Below are 17,198 nucleotides of genomic sequence, written 5' to 3'. Positions count from 1 at the left end.
ACCGGCCGGCCGGCGCTCAGTAGTTAGCGGCGCCGCGCCTCATCGTAAGCAGGCTCGTAGACATAGCCTTCGCCGCGAACCGTCACCAGGACGGTCGGAGTGTCCGGTTCGGTTTCGAACTTCTTGCGCAGTCGGGTAATGCGGATGTCGATGCTGCGGTCGCCCGGCTCGAGGTCGCGGTTGTGGGCCAGCCTGCATAGCTGGTCGCGCGACAATATCTGCCGGGGATGGCGCGCGAAGACGCACAGCAGGTCGAATTCCATCGACGTCAACCGCACCTCGGCGCCGTACGTATCGACCATCGTGCGGCCGCCCATATCGAGGATGCAGCCGCCGAAACGGATGCGGTTTTCGGACGTCCGCTCCTCCTCGCCCAGGCGCCGGATGACGCTTCTGACACGCGCCAGAAGCTCACGCGGCTCGAACGGCTTGGCCATATAGTCGTCGGCGCCGGCGGCAAGGCCTTCGAGCCGATGCGGCAGGTCACCGACGGCGGTCAGCATCAGGATGCCGGCGCGGCTGCGTTTGGCGATTTCGCGGGCGAGGTCATAGCCGCTTTCGCCGACAAGATTGACGTCGAGAACGACCAGATTGGGGCCAAAGCGATCGAGTTCGGTTAGCATTCCCGCTCCATCCGCCACGGATCGGACATCGAAGCCGTGCATGAGCAGGTAGTCCGACAGCATCTCGCGCAACGGCGCCTCGTCGTCGACGATGAGCAATTTCTGTTTTGTCACGCTTTGGCCTCTTCCATTGCGCTGGTCTGCGTCGCTCCCAGGCGTTCCATCACCAGCCTGCGAAAGGTCTGTGGATCGAGCGGCTTCTCGATCACCGGCGCGCCCGTCTCGCCGATGAAGCGATCGATCTCGGGTGCCAGTGTGTCGCCGGTCACGAACAGCAGCCGTCGCGTGAGCCCGGGGCGCAATTGTTCCAGCGCGCGGTAGAGGCCGGGGCCATCGAGGCCGGGCATGCGTATGTCGCTGATCAAAAGGTCTATTTCTTCCTCACGCACAGCCTTGAGCGCGGCATTGGCGTCGTCGGCGACGCTGACGTCGTGGCCGTCGCGGCGCAGCATCTCGGCGATCATCGAGGCAATGTCGGCGTCGTCGTCGACCACCAGAATTCGTGCGGCCGAGGGCGCAGGCGGCGTCCTGCCTGCGGCTTCGGGCGGAGCAACCGTCTCGGCTCGACCACTCGCAAGCCGGATCGTAAACCGTGCACCGCCGCCCTCCGTCGAATCCAGTTCTATGCTGCCGTCGTGCGCCGTGACGATGCCCTGGCAGACGGATAGCCCGACGCCGGTGCCTTCGCCGGCCAATTTGGTCGTATAAAAGGGCTCAAAAGCACGCGCGCGGACCGTCTCCGGCATGCCTGGACCATTGTCGGCGACAACAATCTCGACGCCATCGTCCTCCCCGGTGGTGACAATGGTCAGCCGCCGCGGGTGCGGGACCTGCAGCAAAGCCTGCTGCGCGTTCACCACCAGGTTGGTGACCACCTGATGAAGCTGGTCCCTGTCGCCCCAGATGTTGGGAAGCGGTTCCGCCAGTTCGGTGCGGATCTCGATCCCGGCCGAGCGCAGGCTGTAGGCGGCAAGTTCCAGCGAAGCGACGACGACTTCGTTGATGTCGACGGCGCCCCGTGTCGGCGGCTTCTTGCGGGCCATCGCCAGAAAGGTGCGGACGATGCGCGAGCATCGCTCGGCCGCCGCGTGGATCTTGTCGGCGCGTCCCACGGTCGCCTTGTCCGTCGAAAATTCCTTCAGCATCGAACTGTAGCCGATGACGACGGACAGCGGGTTGTTGAGCTCGTGCGCCACGCCGGCCAGCAGCGAACCGAGAGCGGCGAGTTTTTCCGACTGGTACAGCGTCTCGCGCTGGCGTGCGATCTCCGCCTCGGCCTCGCGCTGGCGGGTGATGTCGGTAACGGCGGCAAGCATGGCCGAACGACCGGCCTGCGTGATCAGCCGCGCCGAAACCAGTGTATCGATGCTCGAGCCCTGCATGTTGGTCATGCCGGCTTCGAACGCGTCGACGATACCGTCTCTCAGCAAGAGCCGCAGCAGCTCGTCTCGCCGAGAGAGATCCGCCCAGGTCGCCGTCGCTTCGGCCCCGACCTGGCCGACCTCGATGCCGAGCACCTTGCGCGCCGGTTCGTTGACGAACAGGATTTCGGGACCTTTGATTGCCGAGATGATGATCGGCAGCGGTACGCCTTCGGCGACGGCGCGAAACTGCGCCTCTCTTTCGGCCAGCAGCTTCTCGGCTTCCAGCCTGGCTTGCTCGGCCAGGACGCGGTCAGAGATATCGCGGCCGACGGACTGCACTTCGACAAGGCGCCCGTCGCTGTCGAAAATGCCATGATCGTTCCAGGCGAGCCATCGGCGCGCACCATCAGGCATCGCATTGAAAAGTTCCATGCTGGCATCCGGCGCCTGCGGGGTGAGGCGGGCAAGGTGGTCCAGGAATCTGTGCCTTTCCTGTGGCGGCAGCACGTCGAGTTCGCACCAGGACGGGTCGAGAAGCTGTTCGCGGGTCATCCGGCACGCCCGGCAATAGGCATCGTTGACGAAGCTCAAATGACCTTCCGGCGACATCCGGACGACGAATTCGGTCTGCAGCTCGACGACGCTGCGGTAGCGCTGCTCGCTGGCTTCGAGTGCCTGACGGGCGAGTTTCTGTTCGGCAACATCGCGCCCGACCGACTGGATTTCGATGAGCTTGCCGCTGTCGTCGAAGATGCCGCGATCGGTCCAATGGATATGGACCTCGCGGCCGTCACTCAGTGCGCCGGCCTCTTCCACCTCGCAGACAGGCCGTTCGGGGGTCACGCGACCGATGATCTCGTCGAAGCTGCCGAAATCGGCGGAAAACGAGTTGAAATAGTGCCAGTCCGGGCTTAGCAACTCTTCGCGCGTCTTGCCGACCAGGCGGCAATAGGCGTCGTTGGCGAAGCTCATGCGCCCATTCGGCGCGACCCGGATGATGTATTCCGTCTGAGCCTCGACAACATTGCGGTAGCGCTGTTCGCTGTCGGCCAGTTCGCGCAAGGCAGTGCGGTTTTCGGCAAAGATGCTCGAAGCCATGTCGATCCAGGGCTGCCAAAGCGCCGACCTTTTGAGGATGGCCCCGCGGTTGTCGGTAGGCTTGCCGGCGGCGCCGGAGCGGACATGGTCGACGAGCGAGATCGCAGGATCGACGATCTCCCTCAGAAGCACTCGGTGCAAGGCGAATACGCAGACAAGCGACCCGACCAGGATGACCGCATAAGGAAAAAACGACTGTTGCTGGGCGTAGGACTGATAGAGGCCGATGCCGGCGACAAGCACGAGAAGCGGCATAATGCAGGCTGCCATCAACGACGCGCAATGCCTGGACAGCTTCGAGGAGGTCGGCACGGCGAGGTCTCCACAGACGGATGCGCCGTCACGACGGTTGCAGGGCAGTGGACTGAACGGCCCGCGGCCTGTCAAGCCGGCCTGCATGGCCACCTGCCCGAAGTCGTTGAAAGATAGAAGGAGGATGTTTCGCAATGATGCCGTACGCCCGGTCTCCCGGCTTCTATTGTTTCAATTGTGTCGTATCGCCGGATCGGCAGCAGACGGGGCAGCCCTCAAGGTTGACCCTGGGCGAATGAGCCCTGTACTTTGACGCGTCGCTCGCCGCGGGGGAACGCATGGCCGACATCATTGTCGTGGACGACGAGACCGACGTGGCGTTCATGATCGCCGATTATTTGCAGGCGAAGGGCTATCATATACGCACGGCATCCGGCGGCGCCGAACTGCGCCAAGCCATTGCGGCGGCGAAGGCCGATCTTGTCGTTCTCGACCTCAACATGCCGGGCGAGAACGGCTTTAGCCTGGCCCGCTGGCTGCGTGAACATCACGACACCGGCGTCCTGATTCTGACCGGCGCCGATTCGGTGTTCGACAAGGTGGCCGGCCTCGAGGTCGGCGCCGACGATTATCTGGCAAAGCCGTTTTCGCCGGTCGAACTGGAAGCGCGGATCGCCGCGGTGCTGCGCAGGCGCAGGCCGAGAGGATCGGACAATGCCGACACTTTGCCGGCCGGGCATCTCGCCTTCGGAACCTTTGTGTTCGACGCCCGCGCGAGAGACCTCTTTGACGCCGACGGCGCGGCCATTCCGCTGACGCCGATGGAGCTTGATCTGGTGGCGGCGTTCGCCACCCGGGCCGGCCAGGTTATCGGTCGCGACGAACTGCTCGATCTGGCGCCGCCCAGAGGCGACGAGCCGTTCGATCGCAGCATCGACAGCCGCATCACAAGGCTGCGCCGCCGGCTCGAAAAGGACCCGGCCAAGCCGGAACTGATCAAGACCATCCGCGGCGCTGGATACCTGTATCCAAAGCGGTGAACGAGTGCGGTTCAGGGACCAGGCTGCCCCGCGGGCGGAACAATCTGCATGACAAGGCGCATCAGATCGGCCTGGCGGGAGGCGCCGGTCTTCTGGAAGATATTGTCGAGATGCGTCTTGGCGGTCGCGTTGGCAATGTGAAGGCTGGCGGCGGTCTCGGCCAAGGTGTGCCCGGCGACAAGGCTGGCGAGCACGCGGGTTTCGGCCAGCGTAAGCCCAAAGGCTCTCGCCAGCATTCCGGCGGCTTCATGCTCGTCCGGTGCGTTGCCGATGAACACCGCGGCTACCGCCGCGGGTTCCATGCCGGCGCGCAGATCGCCGCCGGCCATCGGCAGCACGCGGGCGAAGACGGGCGGCAGGCCGGATTCACTGAGGAGAACGGCAAGCCCTGTCCAGCCGATGCTGACCTCATCCTGAGCCGCAAGCATGATGGCCCTGTGAAGTTCCTTGGAAGCCGACGGGATCTTCGCTTGCAGAATGCCCCGGACATCCTGGATCGGGCCGCCGCTCCGCAGCATGTGCCTGGCCGAGCGGTTGGCGTGCAGGACGGCGCCGCGTTCATTGGTCAGGACCACGGCGCATCTGAGCGCATCGAGCGCCTCGGCCATTCCTGCGCGCTCGACAGTGCCGATGTCCAGCATGTTGCTGATAATCACCGAACGGCGCACATGCGGCAGCAACAGTCTGCCAAGCTTGATTTCGCGCTCGGTGATAATGCCTTGCCGCTTATGTCGGGCAACGGCGAAGCCGGCGAGGCGGGTAGGGGTGTGGATCAGGAAGAACGACATGACGTCGACCAGGCCTTGCGGCTTCAGGAACTCCTGAAAATATCGGGAGGTCTCCAGATAGGTTTGAGGAATATGGCGTGAAACCACATGCGGCATATCGAGCGAAGGCCATGTCGAGAGATCCTCGACCAGCCGGGCGTGGATCTCGGGGAGATATTTCGCCTGTTGCTCCAGCCAGTATGGCTCTATTCCCACGGTCCTGTAGATCAGCAGCCGATCGTTGGCGAGGTCGTCGAGGTGCAGGACCGCAGTCTGGGCATCGAGCGCATCCCTGATCCCGGCCAGCGTCTGCTCCCATCGCCCCGGGTCGAGTGCGCAATCGTAGATTGAGCCGATCAGCTTCGACAGATCATGATGCGACAATGCCTTGGCCATCGACGGCCCCCCGCATGTCGACAGCGCGTCCGACGCGCGCTCTCACAGGTGCTCTCGCCTCTCCAAATTTTAGCGATCGCTTAAATTCCGATTATCTCCCCCAAACAGGGGATGCGCAAGCACCCGGGCGGTGAAATACTTTCGCCCAGAAGTAAGGTCACACTTAACGGTGACCAGTGGGGTTCAGCGTTCTCGGCTCGCGGACCTTCGCCATTGTGATGCAGCCGGGGGGCCTAATCCAGAATTTCTGCCTGCGTGCGCCGACTAACACGGCGCGCGACCGTCTATTGTTGAAAACTTGAGCCGGGTTCGTCCCGGACAATTCGGGATGGAGCAGCCTTATGAACAGGTACATTGCTTTTGCAGCACTTTGCATGGCGGCGATGCCGGCGCATGCCGACGAGCTTGGAGCCATGAAGGCTGAAAGCATCGATCTCGCCGGCTTCCTTGGTGTCGTCTATTACACGCCGCAGGAGGACGGCTATCGGGTGGTCACCACAATCGCGCAGGGCGAGGCTGGCTTGCCGGTGCGATTCGTGGCGACACTGACCGAGAACCAGATGGTCGCGGTCTCAGTGCCGGGCAAACTGGGCGAGTCGGACCAGATCATCGACATATCGCGCGTCGGCGGCAAGCTTGTCGTCAGCCCGCATCCGATAGACGGGATCGTCGTTTCGTCTCCGAAGCCCGCCGTCGACTGATCCAAGGTCGAGTGATCCAACAGATCAAGGGACATGCGCGTTGCGGCGGCGCGGGATGACGATGTCTGCATGGTTCGTCCTGTGTCTCGTTGTCGTGACCGCCGGCTTCGCCGCGTCTTCAGCTGAACTGGCCCCGGGCAAGTTCTACCAGGCTGTCGGCAACAAGGTCGATGCGCGAACCTATAACGGATTTCGTCGCTACCATGGCAGCTGCAATCACTGCCATGGCCCCGACGGCATGGGTTCGACCTTCGCCTCTGGCCTTGTCGACCGGCTGCCCGGCATCGAGGTCTTTCGGCGCAATGTTCGCGACGGCGTGCGCAGCGGCGCTTCGGTGATGAAGGGTTTTGCCGACGATCCCAATGTCGCTCCTTACATCGACGACATCTACGCCTATTTGCAGGCCCGCGCCGACGGTGCGCTTGGCCGGGGTCGGCCTGAGCGGCTTGAAAATTAGTGCCATTGCCTGCTGACCGCGGGCATTTCACCAGACGACGGTGAGACGGTTATCGCTCCCGAGCGCCACATGCGTGCCGAAAGGTGAGCACTCGCGCTCAAGCATGGCTGCGAGCCAGGCGGCATCTTCGCGCAGGGCGCGGTTTAGCCGGAACCTGGCGAGCCGGAACGGAACCAACTCGAGCGAAACAAGCGTACCGTCCGGTACGGCGAGCCGTGGCAGGTACATCAGAGAAAGCTCGCCGCGGAAGGTTTCGTACCCTGTTATCCCCTCATAGTCGGTGAGGAAGTCGCCGCATCCATAGAGGATCAACCGGCCGTGATGGATTTCGATCGGCTTGGGATGGTGGGAGGAGTGCCCATGCACGACGTCGAACCCTGCGACATCGATGAGAGCATGGGCAAGCGCGCGTTCTTCCGCCGGGACTTGGTAGCCCCAGTTGCCGCCCCAGTGGATTGAGGCCACCGCAAGGTCGCCAGGCTGTTTCATGGCCTGCACGGATCGGGCGATCTGGTCGAGCGAGCGGGCCGAGAGATCCGCCAGCAAATTGATCCCAGGCTTGTAAGCTCCGGCTGCCCATGAAGCTGGAACGCCGCTGGTCTCGAGCGCGAAGCTGAAGACCAGCACGCGGCCCCCGCCGGCCAGTTTGATGACGGCAGGCGCCGCCGCCTCGTCCGCGTCAAGCCCGGCCCCGGCATAGGCGAGGCCGGCAAGTCGGAGCGTATCGAGGGTCTCGACCAGGCCAGGCTCATCCCAGTCGAGCACATGGTTGTTGGCGAGCACGCAGCAGTCTATCCGTGCCGCCGCCAGGCAGCCGATGTTGGCCGGGTTCATCTTGTAATTGATCCCCTTGGGCACCAGGGACAGGCTGGTGGTGATACTGGTCTCGAGATTGATGATCCGCGCGTCGAGCGCTTCTCGGTCCAATTCGCTGAGCGCATCGCCCCAGACATACGCCTCGTCGACCTTTCTCGGGATCGGGCCACTGACGCGTTCGGCAAGCTCGACATAGGTCGTCGCCGATTTGACATAGCGCTCGCTAAGGTGCGGATCGCCCGGACTGGCGAGAATCTGGTCGATGCCGCGCCCGAGCATCACGTCGCCGCACAGGAACAGCTTTGCGCTGCTTCGGACGGACCGTTCAGATCCTGCGGCGTTGTTCGCGATCTGCGGCATCTTGGACCTCCTTCCCCGCCAACACCCGGTGAGCCCAAGGGGTTCCCAGCAGGGCAATCGCTTCAGGTCTGCGCCGCCCCTCATCGCCCTGCCGGCCACTCTCCCCGTATAGTGACGGGAGAGCGGCTGGCCTGTCCGAACCGATCGATAGGTAACAGGGGCGCCGAGGCTGAAGCTGCCGATCTCCCCCCTTGTGGGGGAGATGGCCGGCAGGCCAGAGGGGGGCGCTGTCCCGCCAGCCAATCGACGAAATCGCAACCGCACCGTCACGCCAGCCTGAACCTCAAATGCTTGCGTTCCTTCGCGCCCCCCTCTGCCCTGCCGGGCATCTCCCCCACACGGGGGGAGATTGGCTGTCATCGGCGCTTTCGCCAATCACCAGCGCTGCATGCAGGATGAGCGCCAAGGCCCGAAGCTGCCGATCTTCCCCCAGTTATGGGGGATGCCCGGTAGGACAGAGGGGGCGCTGTCCGGGCGCTGTCTCGCCAGTCTATCGTGGGGAAAAGCTTCTGCGACCTGGACTAAGCTCCCGAGATCGGATTTTGGTGTTACATCTGGCATTCCCAAAGTTACAGGAAGATCATGGGATTCGGGGTCTTCATTCATCGATCGGATTCGAGATACAACGATCGGCCCGAAGAGCAATATCAATTTCCTGGCCAGTATTTGCGTCGCGTCGAGGCATGCGTCGGCGACTGGATCATTTACTACGAGCCCAGCAAGGTAAACGAGACGCGTGGATATTTCGCCATGGCTAAAGTCCAAGAGGTAATTCCCGATCCCGTGACGCCCGATATGTACCTCGCTCTGATTGAGCCTCGAAGCTATCTCGAATTTTTCAACCCAGTTCCATTTAACGGAACCGATGGTCTTGTTGAGCGAGGCTTGCTCAACGAGCAAGGACGGATTTCCGGTCGTGCCCAATCGGCCGTCCGCCCAATCAGTCCAGCCGATTTCAACCGCATTATCGACCTGGGCCAGGACACGAATGAGTTGTTTCTGCCGCGCATTGATGAGGCCGGCACCGGCTTCCACGATGAGCAGGCGCCATTCGAATTCGAGCAGAGCCGTGATCGCGTAAACTACATCGGATCGCGAATTGTGCGCGACCGCATTTTCCGTCGCATAGTCTTGCGCGCCTATGACGAGCGCTGCGCGATCACGGGACTCAGATTGATAAACGGCGGCGGCCGAGCAGAGGTTTCAGCCGCCCATATTCGACCGGTCGAAGCGAACGGACCCGATGTCATCAACAATGGGATCGCACTGTCAGGCACCGCGCACTGGATGTTCGATCGCGGGTTGATCAGCCTATCCGACGATCTGGAAATCCTGATCTCGCGGCAGGTCAACGACCTCGACAGCGTGCAGGCATTCATAAACACGACTCGCCGAGCGCTTCCGCCTCGCCGGCAGTTTGACCGTCCGCATCCTCGTTTTTTGCAATGGCACCGTGAGCACTGCTTCAAGCAGTGAGGCGTGGCCGGCGTGTTGGTGGGAGTTGGAACGGCCGCTTTTGACCCAATCACGACAGCCGAAATCACAGCGGCAGAGCATCGAAAGACCGCTCTTGGAGCGACCTTCCCGTTCGGAATGACCCGAGGCGGTCATGCCCCAGTGGCAAATTCCAACGTCTCCGGGACCAGCTTTCCTAATATCGCCAATGGGGCACGATTTTTGGCAGAAGGAGAGAGAGGGAGCCTGAGCTGCCGAGCTCCGCTTCCGTTGATGCGGTTTGCATTTATCCGCGCGAGGTAAAGCACGCGCTTCTATTCCGGGCAACAAGGGTGTGCGAGGTGCAAAGTAGCCGGCTGGGCCGCATCTCACTTCTTGCGCGGATCGTCAGCCGGGTTGATGTAGTTGATCCCTCCCGGACCGACCAAATGAACTTCGATGATACCCTCTTCGCCTGCTGTCCAGACGTAATGCGCATGATTTGCTGGTTGCGCGTAGAAGGTGCCCGGTTTGAGCAGGTCACCATTCTTTTCGACCTTTTCCCCAACACCAAAGCCGACGCTACCGCTGATCACAGTAATGGTCTCGGCATACGGGTGAGTATGGGGCGGAACCTGATAGTTGGCCGGAAACTTGGCGCGCAGGACGACCACGTCGCCAGCTTTCGCCGGATCGCCCACCAAGATGGCGGTTTGAGCCCCTTTCGGCAGGCCCGGATTATCCTTCCATACCAGCTTGTCAGGCGTAAGCAGGGTCACATCCATATCGTCCGCGAATGCCGAACCTCCACATACGGTCAAAACTGCTGCAACTGTAATACCGAAGGCAAGTGTGGATCTGCGACTCATAGATTTCATCGCTTCCTCCTTTTAGCATGTGCGTGGTGCGCACGAACAAATCATCCCAGAGCCCGACCCGACCAATTGTCAAATCAACTAATCGGTGGTCGCCACAGCCAACCCCACAGTCGGGAATCTGGGCGTGAGGCGACCTTACCTGTTCCCGCTGTGTAGGTCAGGATATGGCGCAATGCGGTCATTGACGAACAACCGCATCGCCTGCTCATAGTACCCCTTGCCATCCCTAAATCCTTTCCTTAATCTCCCTTTGAGAAAACCTTTTCCCAAATCGCCCTGCGCTCGCTGATCTCACCATCCAGCGCTTGGCAGGACCACAAGAGAAAAGCTTTTCCCAACTAAAGGAATCCGCCTCGCACCATGTCCTCCGACGCCCAGCCAGTCTCCGCCAAGACCCCCGTCACCCTACGCGAGGTGGCCTCCCTTGCCGGCGTCAGTGTCGCTACGGCCTCAAAAGCTCTCAACGGGCAGGGGCGGATGACCGCCGAGACGCGCGAGCGTATTCGCGAGACGGCGCAGCGGCTGGGCTTTCGGCCGAACAGCCTGGCGCAGAGCCTGTTGCGGCGGCGCTCCTTTACCGTCGGTCTGTTGACCAATGACACCTATGGCCGCTTTTCGCTGCCGGTCATGTCGGGCATTTCGGATGCGCTGGTCGACAAGGGCGTCTCGGTGTTTCTGTGCAATGTCGAGGACGACCAGCGCCTCGGCCAGCTGCATGTCGATGCCATGCTCGACAAGCGCGTCGACGGCATCATCGCCACCGGCAAGCGCATCGACCGCCACCTGCCGGTCGATCTCTCCAATCTCGGCATTCCCGTGATTTACGCCTTCACCAAGCCCGATCCTGGCGCCGTCGCTTTCGTATCTGATGATGCCGGCGGCGCGCGCCTTGCGGTCGAGCATTTTAGCCGGCTTGGCCGGCAGCGCATCGCCCATGTCAGCGGGCCGGCGAGTTTTGCCGTGGTACACGCGCGGGCACAGGCCTATCGTGACGTGCTGACCGAGAAAGGCTTGTCGGTCATGGAACCATTGCTCGGATCATGGTCGGAGGCGTGGGGTCACGAGGCGGTGAAGAGGCTTTTCGACGGCAGGCTGTCAAAGAGCGGCGGCGAAAAACCCGACGCCGTGTTTTGCGGCAACGACCAGATCGCGCGCGGCGTCATCGACGCGCTGCGCGAGCGCGGGCTTGATGTGCCCGGCGATGTCGGCGTCATCGGTTTCGACAACTGGCAGATCGTCGCCGAGGCGACCCGCCCGCCGCTGACCTCCGTCGACATGAACCTGGCGGCACTCGGGCGCGAAGCCGGCCTTACCTTGCTTTCGCTCGTCGGCGGCGAACCCGCCGAGCCGGGCATAAGAAAACTGCCGTGCCGGCTGGTGGTGCGTCAGTCATGCGGCCGTCCGCCGGACGGTTGAAATGCATGTCGCCCAAAAGCATGCCCTCGGGCTTGAACCGAGGGTGCGCAGCGGTTTTGGGATCACGACATGCATCAAAGCAAAAGGTCGCACGCGCCTGCAGGCCAGCGCGGCCGAATGAGGAGAAAAACATGAGGAGGAGAACCATGAGAACTACGATTGCCGGGCTCGCCTTTGCCGCGAGCATTTTTTCCACGCTCGCAACAGTCGCGCCGGCCGCAGCCGCCGAGACCGCCAACATCTGGGTTCGCGCCGACGGCTCGAACTTCATGCCGCGCATCGTCGATGCCTTCAACAAGGGACATGAGAACCAGATCAAGCTGGACATCATTCCCAATGCCGAGATCATCCCGAAATATGGCGCTGCCGCCGCCGGCGGCACAGCGCCCGATGCGCTGTCGCTCGACCTGATCTACACGCCGTCCTTCGCTGCCGCCGGCCAGCTGGAAGACATCACCGACTGGGCGAAATCGCTGCCCTATTTCAACAGCCTGTCCCCGGCGCACGTCAAGACCGGCACCTACAAGGGCCGCATTTACGGGCTGCCGTTCTCCGCCGATAGTTCGGTGCTGATCTGGAACAAAAAACTGTTCAAGCAGGCCGGCCTCGACCCTGAAAAGGGCCCGACCAACTGGGCCGAGATCGAAGCCTATGCCGAAAAGGTCAACGCGCTCGGCGGCGATATCAAAGGCTTCTATTTCTCCGGCAATTGCGGCGGCTGCAACATCTTCACCTTCACGCCACTGATCTGGGCCTCGGGCGGCGACATCCTCACCGAGGACGGCTCGAAGGCGACGCTCGACAGCCCGCAGCTGCGCGGCGCCATCGATCTTTACCGCTCGATGGTCAAGAAGGATCTGGTGCCGGCAGGCGCGCAGACCGATACCGGCTCCAACTTCTTTGCAGCGTTTGCCGCCGGCAATATCGGCATCTCGCCGTCCGGCGCCTTCGCCATCGGCGCGCTGAACACGCAGTACCCAGACATCGACTATGGCGTCACCTTCCTGCCTGGCAAGGATGGCGGCTGGTCGTCCTTTGCCGGCGGCGACAATTTCGTCGTCACCAAGGGCACGACCAAGGTTGCGGTGGTCAAGGAGTTCCTCGATTTCGCCTATTCGCTGGAGGGCCAGACCATCCTGGCGAAATACGGCAGCCTTCCGGTGCGCGGCGACATCGCCAACGAGGCGCTGAAAGACCTCGACCCGCGTTACAAGATCGCCGCCGAGGCCATGGCCAAGGGCCGCACGCCCTATTCGGTGGTGTTCAACGACCTGATCAACTCCGCCAACGGTCCGTGGAACCAGATGGTCAACGAGGTCTTCTTCGGCGAAGACGTCGATGGCGCCATCGCCAATGCGCAGGAAACCATGCAGTCGATCATAGACTCGGCGCCGCAGCAGTAAGCGCAGCGCCCTACCTCCCCCTTGAGGGGAGGTCGGACCGCAGGTCCGGGTGGGGTCGTTGCGGCAGTGCTCGACGTTCTCTTTGCGTCGGCGCACTTCGCGGGCGACCCCACCCCCGGCCTTCGGCCGGACCCTCCCCTCAAGGGGGAGGGGGACGTCGCGCTAATGGAAGAACAGCCATGACTTCGATCGCAGCAACCACCGCTGGCTCCCCCTTCTCCCCTTGTGGGAGAAGGTGTCGCCGAAGGCGACGGATGAGGGGTGCTCCAGCTTGGCAACGACGGCACTCCGTCCAACACCCCTCATCCGTCTCGGCGCTGCGCGCCGATCCACCTTCTCCCACAAGGGGAGAAGGAAAGGCATGACTTCCCCAGCCCGCCCCAGAAAACTGGTCGGCGCCGGCCGCCGGCAGTGGGTCGGCCTGCTTTATGTCGCGCCGGCCGTCGCGCTCGTCGTCGTCTTCTTCATCATTCCGCTTTGCATGACCGCGTGGATGTCGCTGCACAACTGGCCGCTGATGGGCGCGCATTCCTTCATCAGCCTCGACAATTACTGGGCGATCCTGCGTGATACCAGGTTCTGGAACGCGCTTAAATTCACCGGCTACTATACGGTGGTCGTCACCATCGCGATCTTCGTCGTCGCCTTTCCGCTGGCGCTGTTCATCGAAAGGCCGCGGCCGCTGACCGGCTTCTACCGGACGTCGTTCTTCATGCCGGCCGTCATCGGTTTTGCCTCGGCCAGCCTGCTCTGGTCGTGGCTCTTGAATGTCGATTCCGGCCTGTTCAGCCCGGCCGCCTTCGAGCTCGGCCTGACCGAGAAGAAAGTCAATCTGCTGGCGACGTTCCAGCCGGCATTCTGGTCGATCATCGCCATGGTCGTCTGGAAGGTGGCGGGTTTTACCATGATCATCCTGATGACCGGCCTGCAATCGATCCCGCCGGATCTGCAGGAGGCGGCGATGATCGACGGGGCAGGGCCGCTGGCGCGGTTTCGCGCCATCACCCTGCCGCTGATGCGCCGCACCCTGGCGCTGGCGCTGATCCTGTCGGTTGCCGGCTCGGTGCTCGCCTTCGACCAGTTCTACATCATCCTGCGCGGCGGACCGCGCAACCAGACGCTGACCGCCGTCTACTGGATTTTCAACCAGTCGTTCGTGTCGTTCAAGCTCGGCTATGGCGCCGCCCTGTCGATGGTCCTGCTGGTCATCCTGGTCGCGCTCAGCCTGATCCAGCTGCGGCTGCTGCGCCAACCGGAGGGCGTTGAGTGATGGCGCAGGCACGCAGCCGCAAACGCCGCCTCGGCATGCAGATCGCCGAGCACGCAACGGGCATCGTCGCCTCGCTGCTGTTCCTGGCGCCGATCGCCTGGACCGTGCTTTCGGCGTTCAAGCCGGCGCAGGAGTCGCGGCAGCCGCCGCTGCCGCCCTGGCCGACGACCGGTTTTTCGGTCGAGAACTACGCCACGCTAAACACCTTCGGCGACGGCCTGTGGCTGCCGGCGCAAAACAGCATCTATGTCTCGGTCATGACGGTGGTGCTGTCGGTGATCGTCAGCGTGCTGGCCGGCTACGGCTTCTCGCGCTTCCGCTTTCCGCTGAAGAACCTGCTCTTCGTCCTCATCCTGTCGACGATCATGATCCCGTTCCAGTCGATCCTGACGCCGATCTTCCTGGTGCTGACCAAGATCGGCCTGCACAACACGCTGACCGGGCTGGTCTGCGTCTATGTCACGCTGCAGCTGCCGTTCTCGATCTTCATGATGCGCAACGCCTTCGACGCCGTGCCGCGCGAGATCGAGGAAGCCGCGCGCATGGACGGCGCCAACAACGTCACCATGCTGCTGCGGGTGATGCTGCCGCTGGTCTGGCCGGGCATCGTCACCATCGCGCTGTTCGCATTTCTCGGCGCCTGGAACGAGTTTTTGGCAGCATTGGTGCTGATGACCGACCAGTCCAAATTCACGCTGCCGATCATGATGACGGCGCTGCAGTCGGGCCGCTTCGGCGCCATCGACTGGGGCGCGGTGCAGGCCGGCGTCACCCTGATGATGGTGCCATGCCTGGTGCTGTTCCTGTTGCTGCAGCGCTTCTACATCCGCGGCCTCATGGCAGGGGCCGTGAAGTGACCAACCGCACCGAACCGGAGTAAGTTGATGACCGCATCGCAATCCGCCAACCCGGCTGCCGAGCTGGACAAGCCAAAACGCGCCTTCCGCCCGCTGCCGGTGCCCCAGGTCGATGTGCGCGGCTTCTGGGGCGACCGTGTCGATGCCGTCGCCACCAGGACCGCCGGCATCCTCTATGACCGCTGCGTCGAGGCGCGCATGCTCGAGCAGATTGATCCGGACCGGCCATCTCCGGGCGTCGTCATTCCGTTCCACTCCCCATCGCCGGACGAGGCAGCCACCGCCGGCAACGAGTTCACCGGATCGACGGTGACCACCCAGATGTTCTGGGACTCTGACTGGGGCAAGACCATCGAGACCGCCGCCTATTCGCTCTATCGCCGCCGCAATGACGACCTGGAGAAGAAGATCGACGCCGTTATCGACATGTACGGCAGACTGCAGCAGCCCGACGGTTATCTCTCCAGCTGGTACCAGCGCATCCAGCCTGGCTTGCGCTGGACCAACCTGCGCGATTGCCACGAGCTCTATTGCGCCGGCCACCTGATCGAGGGCGCGGTCGCTTACTACCAGGCGACGGGAAAACGCAAGCTGCTCGACATCATGTGCCGCTATGCCGACCATATCGCCGAGACCTTCGGCCCCGAGCCCGGCAAGACAAAGGGCTATTGCGGCCACGAGGAGATCGAGCTGGCGCTGGTCAAGCTCGCGCGGGCCACCGGCGAGCAGAAGTATATGGACCTGGCAAAATACTTCATCGATCAGCGCGGCCAACAGCCGCATTATTTCGACGAGGAGGCGCGTGCCCGCGGCGCCGACCCGAAAGCCTATCACTTCAAGACCTACGAATACAGCCAGTCGCACCAGCCGGTGCGCGAGCAGGACAAGGTGGTCGGCCATGCGGTGAGGGCGATGTATCTCTATTCCGGCATGGCCGATATCGCCACAGAATATGGCGACGACACGCTGCGGGCGGCGCTCGACCGACTGTGGCACGACCTCACCACCAAGAACCTCTACATCACCGGCGGCCTCGGACCGTCGTCGCACAATGAGGGCTTTACCGCAGACTACGACCTGCCCAACGAAACCGCCTATGCCGAGACCTGCGCTTCGGTCGGACTGGTGTTCTGGGCGAGCCGCATGCTCGGCATGGGCCCCAATGCGCGATACGCCGACATGATGGAGCGGGCGCTCTACAACGGCTCGATTTCGGGCCTGTCGCTCGACGGCTCGCTGTTCTTCTACGAGAATCCGCTGGAAAGCCGGGGCCAGCACAACCGCTGGAAGTGGCATCGCTGCCCGTGCTGCCCGCCGAATGTCGGGCGGATGGTCGCCTCGATCGGCAGTTATTTCTACGGCCTGTCCGACGATGCCCTTGCCGTCCATCTCTATGGAAACAGCACGGCTCGTTTCGATATCGCAGGAACGCAGATAGAGCTGCGCCAGACCAGCAACTATCCATGGGACGGCGCGGTCTCGATCACGATCGAACCCGAGGCGCCGACCGAGTTCAGCCTGCACCTGCGCCTGCCGGGATGGTGCCGCAAGGCGGCGCTCAAGGTGAACGGGGAGGCGGTCGATCTGCAGGCGGTCACCAGCGACGGCTATGCCGCGATCCGGCGCGAATGGCGCAAGGGCGACCAGGTCGAGCTCGACCTCGAAATGGCTGTCGACCGCCTCTATGCCAACCCGCAGGTGCGGCAGGATATCGGCCGCGTCGCGCTTGCCCGCGGGCCGCTGATCTATTGCGTCGAGGAGATCGACAATGCCGGCCAGTTGCACCGCATCGCTTTGCCGCGGACAGCACAGATCGAGGCGCATCAGCAGCCGAACCTTTTGGGCGGCGTCGTGACGCTTTCGGCTGTTGCCAGGAAAGAGGCGTTTGAGAGCTGGGACGACGGCCTCTACCGCACCGAACCGCCGGCGGTTGAGGAAGCAAAAGTCACCGCCGTTCCCTATTTCGCCTGGGACAACCGCGATCCCGGCGAGATGCTGGTCTGGCTGAGAGACTCGTGATCCGGGGACGAGATGATGCCGGCGACGAAAGGGATGTCTTGAATTTG

The 17,198-nt window shown here is 62.7% G+C and carries 14 protein-coding genes; 9 read left to right on the top strand and 5 right to left on the bottom strand.

Features of this window, described 5'->3' with window-relative positions:
- Nucleotides 1–23 precede the first annotated feature (23 nt).
- The gene (locus tag JG739_RS21655) at nt 24–737 is read right to left on the bottom strand and encodes a response regulator (protein WP_202363302.1); all 714 of its coding nucleotides are present in this window, start codon (nt 735–737) and stop codon (nt 24–26) included.
- Nucleotides 734–3,397, bottom strand: coding sequence for a hybrid sensor histidine kinase/response regulator (locus JG739_RS21650; protein ID WP_202363301.1), 2,664 nt, complete (start codon nt 3,395–3,397; stop codon nt 734–736). The genes JG739_RS21655 and JG739_RS21650 overlap by 4 nt, the downstream gene beginning before the upstream one ends.
- A gap of 278 nt (nt 3,398–3,675) precedes the next feature.
- Here JG739_RS21650 and JG739_RS21645 point away from each other — a divergent pair, with 278 nt between their 5' ends.
- Nucleotides 3,676–4,377 (top strand): response regulator transcription factor, encoded by a 702-nt coding sequence (locus tag JG739_RS21645; protein WP_202363300.1) that lies wholly within the window; start codon nt 3,676–3,678, stop codon nt 4,375–4,377.
- Nucleotides 4,378–4,388: 11 nt separating this feature from the next.
- On the opposite strand, the gene JG739_RS21640 is transcribed toward JG739_RS21645, so the two are convergent.
- On the bottom strand, nt 4,389–5,540 hold the full coding sequence (locus JG739_RS21640) for a helix-turn-helix transcriptional regulator (RefSeq protein ID WP_202363299.1): 1,152 nt from the start codon (nt 5,538–5,540) through the stop codon (nt 4,389–4,391).
- 341 nt (nt 5,541–5,881) lie between these two features.
- On the opposite strand from JG739_RS21640, the gene JG739_RS21635 reads away from it, so the two are divergent.
- Nucleotides 5,882–6,241, top strand: coding sequence for a hypothetical protein (locus JG739_RS21635; RefSeq protein ID WP_202363298.1), 360 nt, complete (start codon nt 5,882–5,884; stop codon nt 6,239–6,241).
- A 55-nt stretch (nt 6,242–6,296) separates the two neighbouring features.
- On the top strand, nt 6,297–6,698 hold the full coding sequence (locus JG739_RS21630; protein ID WP_244749509.1) for a cytochrome C: 402 nt from the start codon (nt 6,297–6,299) through the stop codon (nt 6,696–6,698).
- Nucleotides 6,699–6,725: 27 nt separating this feature from the next.
- Here the strand turns inward: JG739_RS21630 and JG739_RS21625 are convergent, their stop codons facing one another.
- The gene (locus JG739_RS21625; RefSeq protein ID WP_202363297.1) at nt 6,726–7,874 is read right to left on the bottom strand and encodes a CapA family protein; all 1,149 of its coding nucleotides are present in this window, start codon (nt 7,872–7,874) and stop codon (nt 6,726–6,728) included.
- 582 nt (nt 7,875–8,456) lie between these two features.
- Between JG739_RS21625 and JG739_RS21620 the strand changes: the two genes are divergently transcribed.
- Nucleotides 8,457–9,350, top strand: a complete 894-nt coding sequence (locus JG739_RS21620; protein WP_202363296.1) for an HNH endonuclease — start codon at nt 8,457–8,459, stop codon at nt 9,348–9,350.
- A gap of 347 nt (nt 9,351–9,697) precedes the next feature.
- Here JG739_RS21620 and JG739_RS21615 read toward each other — a convergent pair whose 3' ends face one another.
- Nucleotides 9,698–10,186 (bottom strand): cupin domain-containing protein, encoded by a 489-nt coding sequence (locus tag JG739_RS21615; RefSeq protein ID WP_244749508.1) that lies wholly within the window; start codon nt 10,184–10,186, stop codon nt 9,698–9,700.
- Between the two features lie 360 nt (nt 10,187–10,546).
- Between JG739_RS21615 and JG739_RS21610 the strand changes: the two genes are divergently transcribed.
- From JG739_RS21610 to JG739_RS21590, 5 genes are all read left to right on the top strand, one after another.
- Complete coding sequence (locus tag JG739_RS21610; protein WP_202363295.1) at nt 10,547–11,602, top strand: LacI family DNA-binding transcriptional regulator; 1,056 nt, start codon at nt 10,547–10,549, stop codon at nt 11,600–11,602.
- Nucleotides 11,603–11,748: 146 nt separating this feature from the next.
- Complete coding sequence (locus JG739_RS21605; RefSeq protein WP_202363294.1) at nt 11,749–13,005, top strand: ABC transporter substrate-binding protein; 1,257 nt, start codon at nt 11,749–11,751, stop codon at nt 13,003–13,005.
- Nucleotides 13,006–13,366: 361 nt separating this feature from the next.
- Nucleotides 13,367–14,275 carry a carbohydrate ABC transporter permease gene (locus tag JG739_RS21600; protein WP_202363293.1) on the top strand — a complete coding sequence of 303 codons (909 nt, stop codon included), beginning with the start codon at nt 13,367–13,369 and terminating at the stop codon, nt 14,273–14,275.
- The gene (locus JG739_RS21595) at nt 14,275–15,132 is read left to right on the top strand and encodes a carbohydrate ABC transporter permease (protein WP_202363292.1); all 858 of its coding nucleotides are present in this window, start codon (nt 14,275–14,277) and stop codon (nt 15,130–15,132) included. The genes JG739_RS21600 and JG739_RS21595 overlap by 1 nt, the downstream gene beginning before the upstream one ends.
- Nucleotides 15,133–15,159: 27 nt before the next feature.
- A complete protein-coding gene (locus JG739_RS21590) occupies nt 15,160–17,151 on the top strand; it encodes a glycoside hydrolase family 127 protein (protein ID WP_202363291.1) in 1,992 nt (663 codons plus the stop codon).
- Nucleotides 17,152–17,198 lie beyond the last annotated feature (47 nt).

The organism is Mesorhizobium sp. L-2-11, assembly GCF_016756595.1.
GTDB lineage: Bacteria > Pseudomonadota > Alphaproteobacteria > Rhizobiales > Rhizobiaceae > Mesorhizobium.
Note: the sequence above shows the minus strand (reverse complement) of the source record. Positions and strands in the feature narration are given on the sequence as shown.